At 57.9% G+C, this 18,831-nt stretch carries 16 protein-coding genes; 7 read left to right on the top strand and 9 right to left on the bottom strand.

Annotated elements, in window-relative coordinates; all coding sequences use genetic code 11:
- Positions 1-273: 273 nt before the first annotated feature.
- From PKO50_RS10195 to PKO50_RS10180, 4 genes are all read left to right on the top strand, one after another.
- Entirely contained in the window at positions 274-684 is a 411-nt protein-coding gene (locus PKO50_RS10195; protein ID WP_275629592.1) for an ester cyclase, read from the top strand.
- A gap of 117 nt (positions 685-801) precedes the next feature.
- Positions 802-2,205 carry an aldehyde dehydrogenase family protein gene (locus tag PKO50_RS10190; protein ID WP_275629591.1) on the top strand — a complete coding sequence of 468 codons (1,404 nt, stop codon included), beginning with the start codon at positions 802-804 and terminating at the stop codon, positions 2,203-2,205.
- Positions 2,206-2,228: 23 nt separating this feature from the next.
- Positions 2,229-3,020 carry an SDR family oxidoreductase gene (locus tag PKO50_RS10185; protein ID WP_275629590.1) on the top strand — a complete coding sequence of 264 codons (792 nt, stop codon included), beginning with the start codon at positions 2,229-2,231 and terminating at the stop codon, positions 3,018-3,020.
- Positions 3,021-3,094: 74 nt separating this feature from the next.
- Positions 3,095-3,961, top strand: coding sequence for an EthD domain-containing protein (locus PKO50_RS10180; protein WP_275629589.1), 867 nt, complete (start codon positions 3,095-3,097; stop codon positions 3,959-3,961).
- A 101-nt stretch (positions 3,962-4,062) separates the two neighbouring features.
- Here PKO50_RS10180 and PKO50_RS10175 read toward each other — a convergent pair whose 3' ends face one another.
- The 3 genes from PKO50_RS10175 to PKO50_RS10165 form a co-directional block, all read right to left on the bottom strand.
- Positions 4,063-4,392 carry a Rieske (2Fe-2S) protein gene (locus tag PKO50_RS10175; protein ID WP_249919441.1) on the bottom strand — a complete coding sequence of 110 codons (330 nt, stop codon included), beginning with the start codon at positions 4,390-4,392 and terminating at the stop codon, positions 4,063-4,065.
- 63 nt (positions 4,393-4,455) lie between these two features.
- Positions 4,456-5,502, bottom strand: a complete 1,047-nt coding sequence (locus PKO50_RS10170) for an aldo/keto reductase (protein ID WP_275629588.1) — start codon at positions 5,500-5,502, stop codon at positions 4,456-4,458.
- 20 nt (positions 5,503-5,522) lie between these two features.
- Complete coding sequence (locus PKO50_RS10165; protein ID WP_249919439.1) at positions 5,523-6,221, bottom strand: ester cyclase; 699 nt, start codon at positions 6,219-6,221, stop codon at positions 5,523-5,525.
- 322 nt (positions 6,222-6,543) lie between these two features.
- Here PKO50_RS10165 and PKO50_RS10160 point away from each other — a divergent pair, with 322 nt between their 5' ends.
- Genes PKO50_RS10160 through aldA form a run of 3 tightly spaced genes read left to right on the top strand, consistent with a single transcriptional unit; the run spans position 6,544 to position 10,468 of the window.
- Positions 6,544-7,785 (top strand): cytochrome P450, encoded by a 1,242-nt coding sequence (locus PKO50_RS10160; protein WP_275629587.1) that lies wholly within the window; start codon positions 6,544-6,546, stop codon positions 7,783-7,785.
- Positions 7,786-7,817: 32 nt separating this feature from the next.
- Positions 7,818-9,035: an alpha-hydroxy acid oxidase gene (locus PKO50_RS10155; protein ID WP_275629586.1), complete on the top strand. Its 1,218-nt coding sequence runs from the start codon at positions 7,818-7,820 to the stop codon at positions 9,033-9,035.
- 2 nt (positions 9,036-9,037) lie between these two features.
- Positions 9,038-10,468, top strand: coding sequence for an aldehyde dehydrogenase (gene aldA / locus PKO50_RS10150; protein WP_275630459.1), 1,431 nt, complete (start codon positions 9,038-9,040; stop codon positions 10,466-10,468).
- A gap of 218 nt (positions 10,469-10,686) precedes the next feature.
- On the opposite strand, the gene PKO50_RS10145 is transcribed toward aldA, so the two are convergent.
- From PKO50_RS10145 to PKO50_RS10120, 6 genes are all read right to left on the bottom strand, one after another.
- The gene (locus tag PKO50_RS10145) at positions 10,687-11,133 is read right to left on the bottom strand and encodes a nuclear transport factor 2 family protein (RefSeq protein WP_275629585.1); all 447 of its coding nucleotides are present in this window, start codon (positions 11,131-11,133) and stop codon (positions 10,687-10,689) included.
- A gap of 17 nt (positions 11,134-11,150) precedes the next feature.
- Positions 11,151-11,897: an SDR family NAD(P)-dependent oxidoreductase gene (locus PKO50_RS10140; protein ID WP_275629584.1), complete on the bottom strand. Its 747-nt coding sequence runs from the start codon at positions 11,895-11,897 to the stop codon at positions 11,151-11,153.
- Between the two features lie 59 nt (positions 11,898-11,956).
- Positions 11,957-14,464, bottom strand: a complete 2,508-nt coding sequence (locus PKO50_RS10135; protein WP_275629583.1) for an MMPL family transporter — start codon at positions 14,462-14,464, stop codon at positions 11,957-11,959.
- Positions 14,465-14,494: 30 nt separating this feature from the next.
- Complete coding sequence (locus tag PKO50_RS10130) at positions 14,495-15,607, bottom strand: YCF48-related protein (RefSeq protein ID WP_275629582.1); 1,113 nt, start codon at positions 15,605-15,607, stop codon at positions 14,495-14,497.
- 76 nt (positions 15,608-15,683) lie between these two features.
- Positions 15,684-17,081 carry a DUF1329 domain-containing protein gene (locus PKO50_RS10125; protein ID WP_275629581.1) on the bottom strand — a complete coding sequence of 466 codons (1,398 nt, stop codon included), beginning with the start codon at positions 17,079-17,081 and terminating at the stop codon, positions 15,684-15,686.
- Positions 17,082-17,101: 20 nt separating this feature from the next.
- Complete coding sequence (locus PKO50_RS10120; protein ID WP_275629580.1) at positions 17,102-18,814, bottom strand: DUF1302 family protein; 1,713 nt, start codon at positions 18,812-18,814, stop codon at positions 17,102-17,104.
- Positions 18,815-18,831: the final 17 nt, after the last annotated feature.

The following is an 18,831-nucleotide window of genomic DNA, read 5'->3' as shown; positions in this document are numbered from 1 at the left end:
TATTTTTGTTCTCCAATAGACTCACAGAGCATAACGTCTGTCAACATCCACCTCAGGAGCAGCTCGCCCGCCTCGACAACCTCCTAGGCCAGAGCCGCCGGGGCTCTCCGCCAAAACGAGACGGCACCTGCTGGCGACCTCCCAAGGCACATTGTCACGTTCAGCCCGGCATTGGCATTACGTGCCATCGCCATTCTCTGCCCTGAACGTTAGCTTGACTCTCGGCAGCACCTCGGCCACCACAACAATAAATCGATCCGCCAGGAGATTCCCATGAACCTTCAATGGTCCCAATACTGGATTGGCCTTTTCGCCGATCGCACCGACGAACTGATGTCCCTTTACTCTGACCGGTTCGAATTCGAGGACGTCAACTTCGACCTACGTATCAACAACGATCTCGCGGCCCTGCGCCAATTCTTCTCCGGCTTCGTCATCGAGGAACCCAACAAGGCCTACAACCGCTTCGATGTCTTCGACTACGTCGGTGACGACAAGCTCGGCTCCTTCCAATGGACTTGGGAGGCCAAGCATGCCGGCGACTTCCTTGGCGTTCCTGCCGCCGGCAAGATCACCAAGACACGCGGTGTCACGGTCATGGGCTGGAAGGATGGCAAGATCATCCTCGAACGCAGCATTTGGGATGCAGCGCCCGTGCTGCGCCAGCTCGGCGCCATTAGCTAGGTGTTGTCGCCCGGGGCGGCCCTGTCCGCCGCCCTTCCCCTAGGATGAACGCCTGCCGCCGCTGACCACCTGACGGTCATGCCTGAGCAGCCAGGCGTCGGAACAAGAGAAAATGCAATGTTCCACATGCTGATCGACGGTCGCCTGACCGAAGCGCCTCATCATCTTCCAGTCATAGACCCATCCAACGAAAGCGTCATCGCCCAAGTTTCAGACGCCGATGCCGAGACGATCGACAGTGCAGTAAAAGCGGCTGCTACCGCTTTCGAAGCCTGGCGTACAACCGATATCGAAGAGCGTCGGCAGTTGCTGCGGCACCTGGCCAAGGCTCTGCAAGAAAATGCCGATGAACTTGCCACGCTGCTGGTCAGCGAACAGGGACGCCCCCTGCCTCTCGCTCATTTCGAAGTCGATCTGGCGCGACGTTACCTGGAGTTCTTCGCCGACCAGTCACTCGATGTAGAAATCATCGCCGACGACAGCAACAGCCGGGTCGAACTGCATCGCAAGCCGCTCGGCGTGGTCGCGGCCATATCTCCCTGGAACGCGCCGCTCTACCTGTCTCTCAGCAAGATCGCGCCGGCACTGCTGGCGGGCAACAGCGTAGTGCTAAAGCCACCACCGACTTCGCCGCTGAGCGTGCTGCGTTTCGGTGAACTGGTCGCCAACCTCGTACCACGAGGATTGCTGAACATCGTCTCCGGCGGCAACGCGGCGGGAGCTGCGCTGGTCGAGCACCCCCAGGTCGCCAAGGTCTCTTTCACGGGGTCGACCGCCACTGGCAAGCTGATCATGCGCTCGGCCGCCGACACCCTGAAGCGCCTGACCCTGGAGCTCGGTGGCAATGATGCCGCCATCGTACTGCCGGACGTGGACCCGAAGGCTGTAGCGCCTGCACTGTTCGGTGCCGCATTCTTCAATAGTGGCCAGGTGTGCGCGATCATCAAGCGGCTCTACGTCCACGATGCGATCTACGATGCGCTGTGCGAGGAAATGGCAGCCCTGGCCAACGCAGCCGCCGTCGGCAACGACGCACACTGCCAGTTCGGCCCTATCCAGAACAAGGCGCAACTGGACAAGGTGCTCGGCTACCTGGACGACGCTCGCCAGCATGGCCGGATCATCGCCGGCGGCCATCGCCTGGAGCGCCCAGGCTATTTCGTCGCACTGACCGTAGTCCGCGATATCGATGACGGCACCCCACTTGTGGATGAGGAACCGTTCGGGCCGATCCTGCCGATAATCCGCTACACCGACATCGATGATGTAATCAAGCGCGCCAACCGTTCTGAACTAGGCCTCGGCGCCTCGGTCTGGTCGAAGGATCTGAACGCTGCTCAGGCCATCGCTGCCAGAATTGACAGTGGCACTGTCTGGATCAACCAGCACTGCGCCCTTGACCCCTCGATTCCCTTCCCGACACGGAAACAGTCGGGTATCGGTGTGGAATCCGGGCATGAAGGGCTGCTGGAATACACCGCCCCCCAAGTGATCAACATCAACAAAGTCGCGGCCATATGAGAGGTGGCCACGGAGGGAACGCCATGGCGTCCATTTATGAGCAATTATTTTCCGTGAGCGGCAAGACTGCGCTGGTTACCGGCGGAGCCAAGGGGATAGGCGCACTGATAAGCCGCACTTTGGTATTGGCCGGATGCCAGGTATTCATCACCGGGCGCTCGCAAGAAGCCGGAGAGCAACTGGCCGGAGAACTGGCGCGATATGGTCATTGCACGTTTTTGCGCCATGACCTGTCTTCCGAGGAGGAAGTACGCGCTCTGGCGAAGGAACTGGGTAGCCACATCACTGAACTGCATATCCTCGTCAACAATGCAGGCACCTTCAGCGCTGAGCCAATTGGCAGCATTAGCGGCCAAAGCTGGGACAGTCTGATGGAACTCAACCTTCGCGCCCCATTTTTGCTGACTCAGGCATTGCTGTCGCTACTTGAAGCAGGAGCAAGCACCGATGATCCGGCGCGCATCGTCAACATTGGTTCCATCGGTGGCCTAATGCCACAGAGTAACGGCGCTTACGCCTATGGCTGCAGCAAGGCCGGCATACACCAACTGACACGCATGCTCGCCTCGGATTTGCGCAGCCGCAACATCAATGTCAACGCTATCGCCCCCGGTTATTTCCCCAGTGACATGACCGCTGGCTTCTTCGCAGCCGTACCCGATCTGAAGCGCTCGATGCTGGAAAGAATCCCGGCAAGACGCTTTGGCAGCCTGGAAGATATCGGCGGCACAGTGATTTTCCTCAGTTCACGGGCCGGTGCTTACCTGACCGGCGGCATCACCGCACTCGACGGCGGCCTGCTCGGCGCCCCCTGAATCCTCTCCCCTCACACTTTGCCCGCCGCCGTGTGTTCAACACGCGCGCGGCGACGGCCCGAGGATAAATCAGCATGAATCCCGTCACCACCATCGCCCTCCTGAGCAAAAAGGACGGGCTGTCCTCTCCGCTGTTCTCAAAATACTGGCGCGACGTCCACGGAGTCTTGGCCGCCCGCATCCCAGGGTTCGAGTCCTATGTACAGTTTCACTTGGGCGCAGCGGTACGGGGTCTACCATTGTCCTCTCACATATCCCGCTCAATCCTCCCTACAGCCCGATTCCACGGCATCGCCGAAGTTACCTTCGCCGACGCCGAGGCTCGTGCTGGACTGGCCAGCAGTGAAGTCGCCGTCCATATCCAGGCAGACGAGCGCAACGTCTTCAAAGCCTCTCTGCTGTACAATCTGGAGCCAGGCGCAAGCCGCATCTATCTGGATAATTCGTCGGATACCGCTGCCAGTTTTTTCATCCTGCTCGGCAGACGTACAGGCCGCAGCGAGAACGAATTTGCCACCACGTTGGAGCGTCTGCTGATCACGCTTTCAAACCAAGCGTACATATCCAAGCTGAAGATCCACAACTTGGCCTCCGGTGATCCGTCGCAGTGGGATACCGAAGGCGTAGATAACTGCCAGACGCCCGCTACTACCTTTGATGCCGTGCTGCAAGTCAGTGGAAGGGACATGGATGAAACACTGATGAGCATTCGGGACGCCATCGAAAATGCCCCTTCCGGCTTGTTCGAGGGTATCGGCAAGCTGCAGCTTTATCCGGTTGCGGCCACCTACACGATGGTTCTGGGGGGACGTCCTACCCAACTCGGCCTACGCGGTCTAGACGCGCTGCAGACAATTAATGCCACAGGCGCCGTCAATCAGCTGTCGGAGACAGTCACACGCTGCATCTACGGCATCTCTCCATCGGCAACATTGAGTTGAGGCCTGGCTCGCCTTAACACATTGCCAACATCCGTAAACGAGAAAATAAAAAACGGACGACGGTCCATGACCGTCGTCCGTTCTGTCACTGTGGCAGGCCGTCAGACACGCACCAGGATATCGTCCCCTTCGATGCGCACTTCGTAGCGCTCCAGCTTCAAGCACGGGTCTTCTTCGCAAACACCAGAGTCCAGGTTGAATTGCCAGCCATGCCATGGGCAGGTGAGCACTCTCCCCTCGATTTCACCTTCATGTAGCGGTCCTGTCGCATGTGGGCATATGCCCTGGGTGGCGACAACCCCATCGCCAACTGCGAAAACTGCAATGATCTTACCTTCTACGGTGGCCTCGAGGGGCTGGCCGCCACGCAACGCGGCGACCGAACCAACGCGATGAAAAACGGTCCGCTCGGCGGTATCAGATGTACTCATGAAAGTCTCCTTATCATAACCAATACAGGGCATACGGTGATTAGCTCGCCATTGCCCATCAATTCACCGACGAGTGGGGAAATCGGGGATATCGATCTGCTCGAACATCCCGCCATAACCGAGCGACATCGGCATGTCCCACGTCAGCATGTTGTAGGGGTGGCCGGCATCGAACGCACTGGCCCTGTCCAGCTCAGCCAGGGTCGCCCGATCCAGAATCAGCTGAGCTGCCGCGAGGTTCTCACGCATCTGTTGAGGTCGAGTCGCGCCGACGATGGGGGTTACCCCGCGCGACATAACCCAGGCCAGCGCCACTTGCGAAGACGGCACCTCCAGGCGATCAGCCACCGCATCGACCGCCAGGGCGATACCGCGGTTGCGATCGTCCAGCGCCTGCAGTTGCATGGAGTCCAGGCGTTTCGGGCCGTCCACAGCCTGCTGGCGGGTGTACTTCCCACTGAGGATGCCACCTGCCATCGGTGACCACGCAGTCACACCAATGCCGTAGGTGTCGGCTAGCGGTAGGTGCTCACGCTCGATGGAGCGTTGCACCAGGCTGTATTCCAACTGCATGCAAGCGATTGGGGCCAGGCCCCGTAACTCATGGAATGCCTGTGCGCGCGACACGACCCACGCCGGTACGTCGGAAAGCCCGATGTGCAGAATCTTGCCAGCGCTGACTGCATCGTCCAGAGCGCGGTGGACCTCCTCCACTGGCGTGGTGAAGTCCCACCAATGCACAAAATACAGGTCGATGTAGTCGACACCCAGGCGCTTCAAACTGGCGTCCAGGGACTGGGTCAGACTCTTGCGGTGCATGCCCGCGGCATTAGGGTCGCCCTTACCAGGAACGGCATTGGCGTACTTGGTAGCAAGCACGAAACGTTCGCGATCATCGGCCACCAGGCGGCCGACGATCTTCTCGCTTTCACCGCCGGTGTACATGTTGGCGGTGTCTATGAAGTTGCCACCGCCTTCGACGTAAGCGTCGAATACTGCCCGTGCCTCAGCCTCGGAGCGGGACCAGTCGGCACCGGGACCGAAGGTCATGGTACCCAGGCACATCCTGGACACCCGCAACCCGCTGCGCCCCAGAATCGAGTAACGCATCATTCACCTCCTCGGCGAACTCAGTTGTTGCGCCAGGCTTCGTCCGGCGGCGGAATCAGACCGAGTTGGATGGCGAACTCGCGGAAATTCCAATGGGTACGGCAGCGCACGATTTTGCCGTCACGGTAGAACTGGGTTGTAGTACCGCGAGTGACGGTGGTCTTGCCGGCGGCCGGTATACCGAAGAAGTCGGCATTGTGGGTAGCCTTCCAGATCCACTGCATGTAGCCCCACTCGTCATACTCGAAATCGGCACCGATCAGGATGTTGTCGGCCAGGCGATGGTAGTCCTTTTCGCTCCAGCCCTTGGCCACACCATCATGACGCCGAGTAGCCTTGGAAAGTGGCACGGTATTTCCGTCGTAGCTGATCATTTCGAACTCATGCACACCGAACGGCGAATCGGGGCCTGAGTTATTGAATACCACGAAGGCTTTGTACAACTCCTCCTTGGTGGTAATGGTCTGACCGAACTCAATGTCTTCCCAGACGAAATCGTCGGCGTAATAGCCCAGCACCTCATCGGCGCCCTTTTCGAAGAACGCCGTCACCCAATCCTGGGCCGTCTGAAAATTCTTGCGCGAACGACCGCCGCCCGCGAGCCCCAAGGAGCCTTCTATTCGTGTCTGCAGAGCCGGGTTCCGCAGCGTCCGCGCGAACTCTCGTTGCTCGGGCGAGAGGTGTTCGTCACTGACATCGTGCGCATACAGGATGTGCATCTTCACTTTCCTCTTGTTGTTATCGGCAGAGCTTGACTGCCCTGTTCTTATAGAAGGACGCACCTCTCCTCCCCACAACCTTTACGGCCAGTCGTGGGCGGTTCGTGACAATACTTGGCGTAATGCGAATCCTTCTTGGCCCGCATTGGGCAACGCTCTGCGATTGGCACAGGCTGAGCGACACTGGCACGTATTGCCCTTGAGCGTCGGCCGAACGAAGGGATAGCGTGAATAGGCCGCTGAACATGGCCGCGGCTCACGCGGTCCGGCGCTAAGCCTCGCCGAGACACAAGAATAAAAGTACGCAGCGTTGGAGAAAGACATGAATCAACTGCAATCCTCCCGGAACGACGATATCTCCGGCAAGACCTACGATCCCCTGGATTCCGCCGTCCAACAGAACCCCTATTCCTACTACACCAAGCTTCGCCGCGACGAACCGGTGAAGTGGATCGAAAGCCTGAAAGCGTTCGCCGTAGCTGATTACGACAACGTCGACGCCCTGCTGAAGAACGGCAAGTTATACAGCTCCGCGCAGTTCTGGCCGGAGCTGCTAGGTGAATATGACCCGGTTCCGGAAGTATTGCCGATGATCTCCATGGACCCGCCCAACCACATGCACCTGCGCAAGATCGCCAACAAGGCTTTCACTCCGACCAAGGTCGCCGCGCTGCAGCAACGTGCAACCGATATCGCCAATCAACTGATCGACGATCTCATTGCCAAGTACGGCAAGGAAGGCGAATGCGACTGGGTATGGGATTTCACTGCGTTATTTCCGGTTACCGTAATTTCGGACGTACTAGGTGTTCCGACCGACCGACGCGCCGAGTTCAAGGTCTGGGTCGATGACCTACTGTCGGCCGCCAACCGCGCCGCCTATGGCCCCGAGCGCCTTGCACAGATCCGCAAGCACTCCGATGAATTGCGCGCGTTCTTCGAAGAGATCTACGACCAGCGCAGCGCCAATCTAGGTGATGACATCATCTCCACGCTGATCCAGGCCGAGGTGAACGGTGAGCGGCTGACCCGCCATGAAGTGTTGTCCATGTCTGTCCTGCTGTTGATCGGCGGCGTAGAAACCACCACCAACCTGCTGGGCAGTACCCTAGTAGCCCTGCACCAACACCCGGATGTCTACGAGCGCGTACGTGCCGATCACAGCCTTATCCCGGCTCTGCTGGAAGAAGTGCTGCGCTTTAACCCTCCGGTACAGATGATCTTCCGCCATACCACCGAAGATACCGAACTGGGCGGCGTAGCCATCCCCAAAGGCTCGTGCGTAATGCCTCTACTGGCCTCGGCCAACCGCGACGAAAGCAAGTTCGCCAACTCGGAAGTCTTCGACATCGATCGCAAGATCGAGGTCCCCTTGATGTCCTTCGGCCAGGGACCGCACTTCTGCCTGGGCAGCTTCCTAAGCCGCATGGAAGCACGCAAAGCCCTGGAAGTGGTCTTCACTCGTCTGGAAGTACTGACCCCGTTGTCAAGCGAGGTGCACTGGCTCGAATCCTACTTCGCCCGTGGCCCGCACGAGCTGCGGGTACGCTATAAGGCGCGCTAAACATCCCTTCAGCTTTCCGGGAGGGATAGGCCATGGGCCGCCGACTCGAGGATTGTTTCAATCTCCACGATTTCGTCGTAGCGGCCCGTCGGCGTTTGCCGGCGGCGCTGTTCCACTATATAGAGGGAGGCGCGGACGACGAAATCACCAGAAGAGCCAACGAATCCGCATACTCCCGCTATGACCTCGTCCCGTCGTACCTGCGCGACATCCGCAAGGTGGACATGCGCAGAAGTGTCTTTGGCTGTGACCTGCAGTGGCCTGTCATGCTCTCTCCCACGGGCATGAGCCGGGTGTTCCACCCTAGTGGGGAGGTCGCCGTCGCGACGGAGGCAGCACAGGCCGGCCTGGCTTATGCATTGTCTACCATGGCCACGACCAGCATCGAAGATGTGGCGGCAGCCAGTGCCGGCCCCAAGCTATACCAACTGTATCTACTCAGCGACGACGGACTGAACATCGAGATGATCGACCGCTGCAAGGCAGCCGGTTTCGATGCGCTCTGTCTCACCGTCGATACCGTAGTGGCCGGTAATCGGGAACGCGACCTGCGCCACGGCCTGACCATCCCACCCCGTCTGGGACGCCGCAATCTGCTCGGATTCGCCAGCAAACCAGCATGGTGCCTTAGCTACCTGGCGGGGGGAGGCATCAGCTTGCCCAATGTACCGATGCCAGGCGGCGGGAACCTCGGGACACTGGCAAGCTATTTCGCCAACCATATGGAACAGAACATTACCTGGGCACGGATCGAGTTCCTGATGCGGCATTGGGACAAGCCCTTCATCATCAAGGGCCTTCAATCGGTGGCCGATGCTCATGATGCAGCGACGGCCGGAGTCACCGGCATCATCGTATCCAACCACGGCGGCCGCCAACTCGACGGCGGTTCGGCGACCATCGAACTAGTTGCCGATATCGTCGACGCAGTAGGCGACCGCCTCGAAGTGGTGCTCGATGGCGGAGTACGCCGTGGCAGTCACGTGGTCAAAGCACTGGCCATGGGCGCACGTGCCTGCATGATCGGCCGTCCCTACCTCTACGGCCTCTCCGCTTTCGGTCAGCCAGGCGTGCGGCGTGTCCTCGATCTGTTGCGCCAGGAGACCGAGCGCACACTGGCACTGCTTGGTTGTGCCCGACTGGATGACTTGGGACGACAACACATAACGGCCGCCGGTAGATTGCCCAATTTTCTATCCGCCACGGAGTCCTCCCAGGGCATCCATCCCTTCTTGAGGAACATAAAATGACGATGACCAACCTGGGCTTCGAGCACTTCATCGACGGCGCCTTCGTTGCCGCCGATGCGGTGATCGACGTCATCAACCCGGCCAGCGAGGCACGTATCGGCACCATGCCCGATGGTGATGCTCAACTGGTCGAACACGCAGTGACCAGCGCTCGCGCGGCCCAACAGGGCTGGTCCCTGTTACCAGCCAACGAGCGAGGCCAGTACCTGCGACGCATCGCTCAGGGCATCAGGAACGATATTCCGCGCCTGGCCCGGATCATCTCCACCGAGCAAGGCAAAGTGCTGCCGCTGGCGGAGATGGAGGTAGCGCTCAGCGCCGAATACCTAGACTACACAGCCGAATGGGCGCGGCGCATCGAGGGCGAGATCGTTACCAGCGACAGACCTGGTGAGAACATTCTGCTGTTCCGCAGACCGATGGGAGTAGTGGCCGGCATCCTGCCATGGAACTTCCCGCTGTTCATGGTCATACGCAAGGTCGCTCCTGCACTGCTCACCGGCAATACGGTGGTGATCAAACCCAGCGAGGAAACGCCCTACAGCGCCCATGCATTCGCACGAATCGCCGCCCAGGCAGGCCTGCCAGCAGGCGTCTTCAACCTGATCGGAGGACTGGGCAACAGTGTCGGCCAAGCATTGGTCGCCCACCCCGGGGTGGACATGATCAGCTTCACCGGCAGTTCGGTCGCCGGCGCCGCGATCATGGCCAACGCCGCGCACAATATCACCAAGGTCAGTCTGGAACTGGGTGGCAAGGCACCGGCGATCATTCTCAACGATGCCGATATCGACCTAGCTGTGGCAGCAATGAAAACCTCGAAGACACTCAACAGCGGCCAGGCGTGCAACTGCACCGAACGCATCTATGTGCAGCGTGCAGTGCATCCTGAGTTCTGCGAAAAACTGGCAGCAGCCTTCAACTCGATTAGTTTCGGCGACCCGTTTGGCGAAACGCCGGTAGAGATGGGGCCGCTCATCAATCGCACCGCCGTCGAACGCATCGAACAATTGGTCGACGATGCCCGTGCCAAGGGAGCCGAAGTATTGGCTGGCGGCAGCCTCGACAGGCGCGAGGGCTGTTACGTCAGGCCGACGGTGCTGGCCGGTACTCAGCCAGACATGCACATCCTGCAGCGGGAAATATTCGGGCCGGTGGCATTGGTCGACTCCATCGACGAGCTTGACGAGGGCATAGCCCGTGCCAACGACAGTGAGTATGGTTTGAGCTCTTCCATCTTCACCCGCAGTCTTGGCAGCGCCATGCACGCCATCGCCTCGCTCAAGTTCGGCGAGACCTACGTCAACCGAGAAAACTTCGAGGCCATCCAGGGTTTCCATGCCGGCGTACGTCGCTCCGGCATCGGCGGTGCGGATGGTAAGCACGGTCTGTACGAATACACCCACACCCAGTTGGCTTACATCCAAGGTTGATCCAATGGGGCGGGAGTTACTCTCCCTCCCTCTCCTTGCTCAACCCTGCCCTCTGCTCAATCGTAGCGGTTTCCCCCTCGCCACTCTCTCCCTTCTTCCGATCCATGTCACTCGCCACAAGTCTCTGGCGACTTACCCAAGCACGCCAATCACGATGCCAAAGAAAAAGCCCCCGAGAACCTTGCTCACCGGGGGCCACGTCGGCAGTTTTCGACGAATCAGGCCTTTAGTCGCACCCCGACATCGCCGCTCACATGCTGGACCTGCAAGCGTCGCTCGACGATGCGCCAGCCCTCCGCTCGTCTCTCCAATCGATCACTGTACTCTCCCCAAACGGTCATGGTCTGTCCGACAAAGGATCCCACGCCGGCATGGATAGCCTGCAAGTAACACTGGGCCTGAGCTTGGTCTCCAGAGACCTGGATGCGAACATTGCCCAGCAGGTGCTGAGTCGAACCACAGCCCTCGAGAAAATCGCGTACTACCGCGACGATTGCATCACGACCATGGAAGTCACCCACACCAGCGTAATAGGCCACTGCCTCGGGAACGAACACTTGATGTAGTCCCTCCCACTCATGTCCGTCCAGGGCGGTCACATAGCGAATCAGAACCGCCTGGATCCGCGCCTGATCGAGCAGGGTTTCAAGGTTCAGCTCATCCACAGAATTTCTCCTTTCATTCAAGTGGCCAGGGCCAGTTCGATGGCCTTGAGCGATGTGCCGGTGCTCCAGCCACCATCCACTGAAAGAATCTGTCCAGTGACGTAGCTGGAGTCATCGCTGGCAAGGAAATGCACGGCAGCGGCCAGTTCCTCCGCTTGCCCAATTCGCCCGAGCGGAGCGAACACCGCGGCGTTCTTACGTACCATGTCCGGCGCTTCGCTCATGGCCATGGGCGTCTCGATGATGCCAGGGGCAATGCAATTGACGCGGATGCCGCGTGGGCCGTATTCAATAGCGGCGGTCTGGGTCAGAGCGATGATCGCGCCCTTGGTGCCGGCATACTCACCCCAGTGGGCCAGCCCTCGCACAGCGGTGATGGAAGAGAAATTGATGATCGAACCGCCAGCTCTCATCCGTGCCGCCGCTTCCTTGATACCCATCTGCACACCCATCTGGTTGACTCGCCAAAAACGCTCGGAACGCTGCAGGTCAGCCTCGGCCAGCAGGTGGCCACTGGAGATCGCCGCGTTGTTGACATAAATGTCCAAGTGACCAGCGCTTTCCATCACCTCATCGCAGAGGCCGATGAGGTCTCCGATTCTGGAAACGTCAGTGCGACGGAAATGACAGCCCTCCTCCACCGACTCGATAACGTCGGCGATCCAGACCTCGGCCCCCGCTTTACGCAGGCGCCGTGCCGTAGCAGCGCCAATACCCGAAGCGCCACCGGTGACGATGGCGGTCTTGCCTGAAAGATCGAACATTGGGTATTCCTCGTAAAAAATTAAACCCCAGTCCCGGATAGAACTGGGGCTTATGACGACTACGGTCGTGCCTGCCGTAGCCCCTCATCGGCTAGAAGTTGTTGAGCATCGGGGCTCGACGACTTGGTAGACGTAGTTCTGGTGATCGGTTTGACGGTAGCGCCACCATCACGTCGCTCTGACTCCTGCTGCTTGAGATCAGGCAAAAGGAATACCGCTAGGCTGGGCACCAGGACCAGCGCGCCGAGCATGTTCCAAAGGAACATGAAAGCCAGCAGGATTCCCATGTCTGCCTGGAACTTGATCGGCGACCAGGCCCAGGTGACCACCGCCGCGGACAGAGTGATGCCGATTAGCGCCACCACCTTGCCAGTGGACGCCAACGCACCGCTGTAGGCCGCCTTCAACGGCTGGCCCTGACGCTGGTACATCAGGTGAATGGTCAGCAGGTAAAGCGAATAGTCCACACCAATGCCGACGCCCAGAGCCACTACCGGCAAAGTAGCGACCTTGACACCGATACCGAGAAGAACCATCAGTGCCTCACAGAGAATGGTGGTCACCATGAGCGGCACCACTGCAACGATAACCGCGCGCCAGCTGCGGAAAGTGATGAAGCACAAGAGCACTACGGCGCCATACACATAGAGCAGCATGGTGCGGTTGGCCTTTTCTACGGCGATGTTGGTCGCCGCCTCTATACCTGCACTGCCAGCAGCCAGGAGAAATTGGCGGTCAGATGTATTGTGCTCGCGGGCAAAAGCCTCGACAGCCTCCACCACGCGGCTAAGTGTCTCGGCCTTATGATCGGAGAGAAAAGCAATGATCGGAGCAACCGAACGTCCCTCGTTGAACATCTCCGGGTTGGTATTGTTGATGCTATTCATCGCATCCTGGATAACGAAGGGGTCGCGGTTGATGGTTTCCCATTTCAGCGAGCCCTCATAGCCGGCAGCTGTAACGCGCCGAGCCATGCTCGCCGCGGAAACCGTTACCTGAACTCCCGGCAAATCGCGCAGAATCTGCTCCAGACGGTCCATTTCCAGTAGGGTCTCGAAGCTCACCAGCCCCTGGGGTAACGTCGAGACAATTACCGCGAATTGGTCATTGGACAGTTGGTAATGCGCTGTGATGTAGGCATTGTCGCGATTGTAGGTCGAGTCCGGACGCAGCTCGGGCGCTCCCGGGTCAAGATCGCCAATTTTAATGTCCAGGGCGACCATCCAACCGACGGCAGTGAGCACCACGGTTACCGCGATCACTACGATTGCTCGTGATTTTTCGGTGAATCGGGCTAATACCCGTAGCAGCTGAGGCTCATTCTGTAAGCGCTGCTGACTGTGCGCTGCCGCCGACGGGCTGACGCCAGTGAACGACAGTAGTACTGGCAGAAGAATCAGGTTAGTGAAGATCAGCACTGCCACACCAATGCTGGCGGATAATGCCAGCCCCCGGATTACCGGAATATCGATCAGCGCCAGTACCGCAAAGCCGACAGCGTCGGCCAACAGCGCGGTCAGCCCCGCAAGAATCAGACGGCGGAAGGTGTAGCGTGCGGCAACGTACCTGTGGGCACCACGGCCGATGTCCTGCATCACGCCGTTCATCTTCTGTGCACCGTGCGAGACGCCAATGGCGAAGATCAGGAACGGTACCAGAATCGAATAGGGGTCCAGGTCAATACCCAGTACGCGCATCAGGCCGAGCTGCCAGACCACCGCTACAACCGAGCATCCTGTGACCAGCAGGGTGCTGCGAACGCAACGTATGTAGATGAAGATGATCAGCATGGCTATCAAAGCAGCGTAGAAGAAGTAGGCAAGTACCTGGTTCAAGCCATGGATCAGATCCCCCACCAATTGTGCGAATCCAATTACCTGGACCTTCACGCCGTCCTTCTCGTATTCGCGCAACGACTCAACCTTGTCGCGGAAAGCCTTGTAGTCGAGCTGCTTGCCGGTTTCGGGATCCTTCTCGAGCAACGGCACGAAGATCATGCTCGACTTGCCATCTGTACCTACCAGCGAACCGATGATTCCAGCGCGCATGACGTTGTAGCGCAGCTGGGCAAGTTGCTGTTCGGAACCATTGAAGCCGTCGGGCATCACCGAACCTGCCTGGTAGCCATCGGCGGCGATCTCGGTCCATCGTACCGCTGGCGTCCACAGTGACTTCATGAACGAGCGATCAACGCCAGGGAACAGAAACACCTTGTCGTTGATCTCGCGCAGAGTACGCAGATAATCGGCGTCGTAGATGTCATCCCCCTTGGTATTGCTGACTACGATGCGTACTGAGTTACCCAGGCTACGCAGCGAGCTGGCGTGTTGGAGGTAGTTGCGCACGAATTCATGGGACTGCGGCATCATGTCTTCGAAGCTGGCTTTGACCTGCAGGCGGCTCGCGAAGAAGCCAAGTGTCAGCGTCAAGGCCAGGCAGACTATGATTAACAGAACACGATTGTTGAATATCAGGCGCTCGCCCCGACTGCCTGACGCCCTGTCGAATTCGTCGAGACGGGTGGTGACCGGCATGCCGTCACTGGGACTGGTGTAGATGGCCATCATCTGTGCCTTCTGAATTGATTCACGGGAAAATTACCTGCTCGCCTGAGCATCGTTCAGAGACTCGCTACGTACGCCCTCGAGGCTGGTCAGCAGCAGGCGCCCACCATTGAGCGGAAGTACGGAGGTGAAGCGTGCCGAATGGAGCGCCTTGCGTAGCATGAGTGAGGTACCAGTGGCGCTTCCCAGCAGCAGTTCGCCACCGGCGTTGACCAACACGAACCCCTGCTCGTCCGGGAGGGCGGCACCGCCGGTGACAGTGGACCGGGATGCCGCAGTGAGCAATGTCCAGCGCTGGCCATGGTCATCGCTACGGTATACTGCCCCGTTCAACCCATAAGTCAGCATCGCCGATCCATAGGCCGTGAGACCGAAGAAACTGCCGTCGTAGCCAGTCTCTATTTTCTCGAAACGCCCAGCAGCCCGGTCGAGCCGGAACAGCGTGCCGCGTTCAGCAGCGATGTAGACATCCCCGCCATTGCCACGTACAGCGTTGAGGTTGAGCATCTCTTCGTTGTCGATGTGTTCGAACCATGGTTGCCAAGTCCGCCCTCCATCGATGGTCGCCGCCAGGTTGCCGAAGGAACCTACGACCCAACCACGCTGCGTATCCTCAAACCAAACATCCAGCCATGGCAGTACAGGACCGCCGGCATAATTGCGCTCCACTGATGCCAGAGCCAACTCGCTCGTGCCATCACTCGCTGCACCGCGCTTCTCGTAGTAATGAGTAAAGAGCTCCCGGGCCAGGCGACCATCTAATTGCTTCTCCCATGTCATGCCACCGTCGCCGCTGTGCAACACCACGCCATCATGACCAACCGCCCAACCGTGCATCGGACTCGGGAACGTCACGGCGACCAAGTCGCTCTGAACAGGTGACGGGCGCTGGGTCCAGCTCTGCCCTTCATCTTCCGAAGTCGCGATCACACCGCGAGCGCCAACTGCAACCAAAGTGTGGCCGGCCCGTGCAACCGCCTGCAGTGGACGCTGTTCGACATGACTGACCATGACTGCAGGGTGATCAATGGGATCGACAAAGCTCGCCTGTACAAACCCCGGGGTTAAGCCAGCGAGCAGGCCACAAAGTGTTAGACCGACCAAATGGAGTGAGCGGACGCCGAAAAATCGACAAGCTTCATTCATTTTGCATTCCCCTCTTTCGGATCCGGGCAAACCACACACGAAATAAACGGGACGGCATTACGCCGTCCCGCTCCGATCAACGAACACTGCCGCCAGCAATGGCCTGCGGAGTGAATGGGATATTCAGTCCCTCTTCGCGCTGATAGCTACGTACGTAGTTTCCAGGCTCATTTCGGCCGGTGTTGATGACGGTATAATTCCCCTTGAGGAGGTCATTGAATGACCAAGTGTTATTGTTCAAACCGCCGATATTGTATGCTGGGAAAGTATAAAGATAAGCCACACGCCAAAGCTTCCCGGCATTGTCGAAGGACTCAGTACTCACCATTGCCCAACTATCTTCCTCGATATAGAAGTTGCGTTTGCTATAGACATGGCGCACACCATTTTTGCGCGTAGCCTCGACCACCCACACGCGGCGCTTCTCCCAGCGCACGGCATCCGGGTTCACAGTGCTTTTACCCAGTACTTCTTCAGAAGTTTTCTGGTTGGTAACCCCAAACACGTTGTACGGCACGATCAGTTCCTTCTTGCCGACCAACTTGAAATCGAACCGGTCCATACGTCCGACAAATCCCCAGGGTTCGTCCCAAAGCAGCACTCCAGCATAGCTAGACATCGGAATGTCGTAGGCAAATTCAGGCGCTTTGCGCACACGACGTTGACCAGGGGTATAGATCCAAATAGGTGCTGGCGCGGCGGAATCCACCTTGTAGAAGTTCAGGAACTGCACACCCGCCGAGGTCGAAGGCGAGTACAACGAGGTCTGGAAGGCAAAATAGGAATCGTGAGCCTTCTTGCGCAGTTCGCCGCTCTGTTCGGAGAATGGGTTCATATATGCAGCTTGGATACCAGGCAACTCATTGGGAGTACCACCGGTATCTACCAGCCAGCTGCGACTGCGCAGCAAAGTGACAGGGGGAGAAAATCGCAAATTGTTATTCCACATCACCTCCAGGCCATTACGAGGGATCGGGAACGGCACGCCTTGGAAGGGGTAACCATCTGGCGCAGCCCCTACGACCTTATCGCCCTCCACTTCGCCTGCAAGCTTCGCCGTGGTGGCATTCTTCACAGTGTTCTCAAGGAACCAGTCTGGATAGCTTATGGTGCGGTGGGTAGGATAAACATTTAGATGGTAGTCCGGATACCGCCGAAGCATTTCCGCGGTACCCGGAGTAAGCATCGCCTCATACTTGGCCAGGTTCTTTCCATCCACCACGTACAAAGGTTTTTCGCCAGCGAAGGGGTCAGGATATCTATCCTTACCGACTGTCGGTGGATTCTTGAGACCACCGTCATAGGCTGGAATAGAACCATCGGAGTTACCCTGCGCCTCAGCTCCAAATTTTGTCAGGGTGGCACCCAATGCACGAGCATCATCGGCCGAAACGGCAGCGTAACCGGTTTGCGCTGCTAGCAGCACAATAGCCAAGGCCAGCGCAGAACGTCGGATTTCTTTCATTGTTTTCATTGTCATTATCCTCGGCATGCCTAGAAGGAAGTTTTGAAGTTGAGCGAGACCCAGCCTTTGTCATTAAGAGCAACCGGGCCATTACCGCCGAACCCCGAATAGGCATCGTTGCCAAACCCGCTGGGGCCTTTCGGGCTGGTATTCCAGTGGTAGCCGTTGTATTGCAGCGTCACTGAATGCTTCTGCTGATAAACAGCCTTGATACCAATCGAGTAGATCTGAGTCTCTTCGGCATAGAAGGAACCAGCAGCATAGGCGGGGTTTCCGTTGATGCCGTAGGTCAGCGATGTAGGCATGCTCAGATCGATGCTTGGCAGTGCTTGCAACCACTGCGGCTCAAACAAGAAGGCAACGGCAACCGCGTTGCGAGTTGCACATCCATCCTTCTTGCCACCCTTGAGAGCAGAATTAAGGCTGTCGGTACAGCTGGCATAACCCACGCCGTTGAAGTACGCATCATTCTCGGTAACTTTATCCAGGTGGGTGTACGACAGCTCTGCCAAAAGCACGCCGGTATCCCAAAGTGAATTCTGACCGAGGGTATATAGACCGTTGGCGATCAAGTTAACGATATTGCCGCGTGCACCTTCGCGATAAGGAACGCCAGGCTGCCCATTAGAGAAGGCACTATTTAGCGCAGTATTAGTTCGATAGGAGAGTTCAAGACCAGTACTCAGAGCCCCAAAGGTACGCTCATAGCTTATGCCATACAGGCGAACCTTATCCGCATAGTTCAGGCCGACTTCACCGCCCCCACCAGCATAGATAGTTCCACCGGACCAAGGCTGAACTTCGTCGAACTGTCGATAGTAGAATCCGAGGTCGCCGCCTGCCCATTCCGGAGACCAAGCCACCTTCACACCGAAGTTATCGTTAATGTCCTTAGGCTTGTGCTCATTACCAGCGGAAACGGGGCCGCCAAACATGCCAGCCACCGCCCCACCATTGTTTGGTCCGGAATAAAGAATGTCAAATGGCCCTAGATAAGTACCACCTTCCGGAAAGCGGTTTGGTCGAAACTCAAGAAAATATTGAGCAGAAACAGATAGCTCCGGAGTTAAATCGGTCGACGCCATCAATTGCGTCCGCGGAAGGAACAACTCCTTGACCTCAGAGCCTGGCTGGGTGAACGATTTCAGGAAATCAACTGGATGCTGTGAGTAGGCAATATTGCTGAATGGAAAGAATAACGCATTGCCCCAGTACTGAGTGAAGCGACCAGCCTTCAAATAGAGTGGTTTGTCGGCTAACTCGGTATTGTGAAAAACGAAGGCATCAAGTAGCTCACCACCTTGGATGTGATACCGCTTAGTTTCGTTTGAATACTTCCCACCATTGTAGGTGAGAATGCTGTCATAACCAGGCTGAGGATTAGTTTCAACCTTATCGTCGTAAGCGAAGTCCTTCCAAGCGGATGCAGAAATACGAAATCCGGTATTATTCTGGTAGACACCTTGTAACTCAGACAGTGCCTGCAGGCGGCTGGTAACCATGTCGCCTTTATCGAACTTATAGTCACCTTCGGCGAAAAATGCATGGTTGGCGATGCCACTGTCACGGCCTTGGGCACGCCATCCAGCAGTGTACTGCACAGTAGTATCGAGATTGACGTCCCAATCACCACCGCTAGAAATATTGAAGGCATGCACCTGGGTAGCGCACCCCATCGCCATCACAGCCAAAGACAGGGATTTAAGAGGCGGCAGGCCCTGGCATTTCTTGTTCATATTCATGTAACACCCTTTTGGAT

It is taken from the genome of Pseudomonas sp. 273, from assembly GCF_029201425.1.
Lineage (GTDB): Bacteria > Pseudomonadota > Gammaproteobacteria > Pseudomonadales > Pseudomonadaceae > Pseudomonas > Pseudomonas delhiensis.
This window is presented reverse-complemented; position numbering and strand designations above follow the sequence as displayed.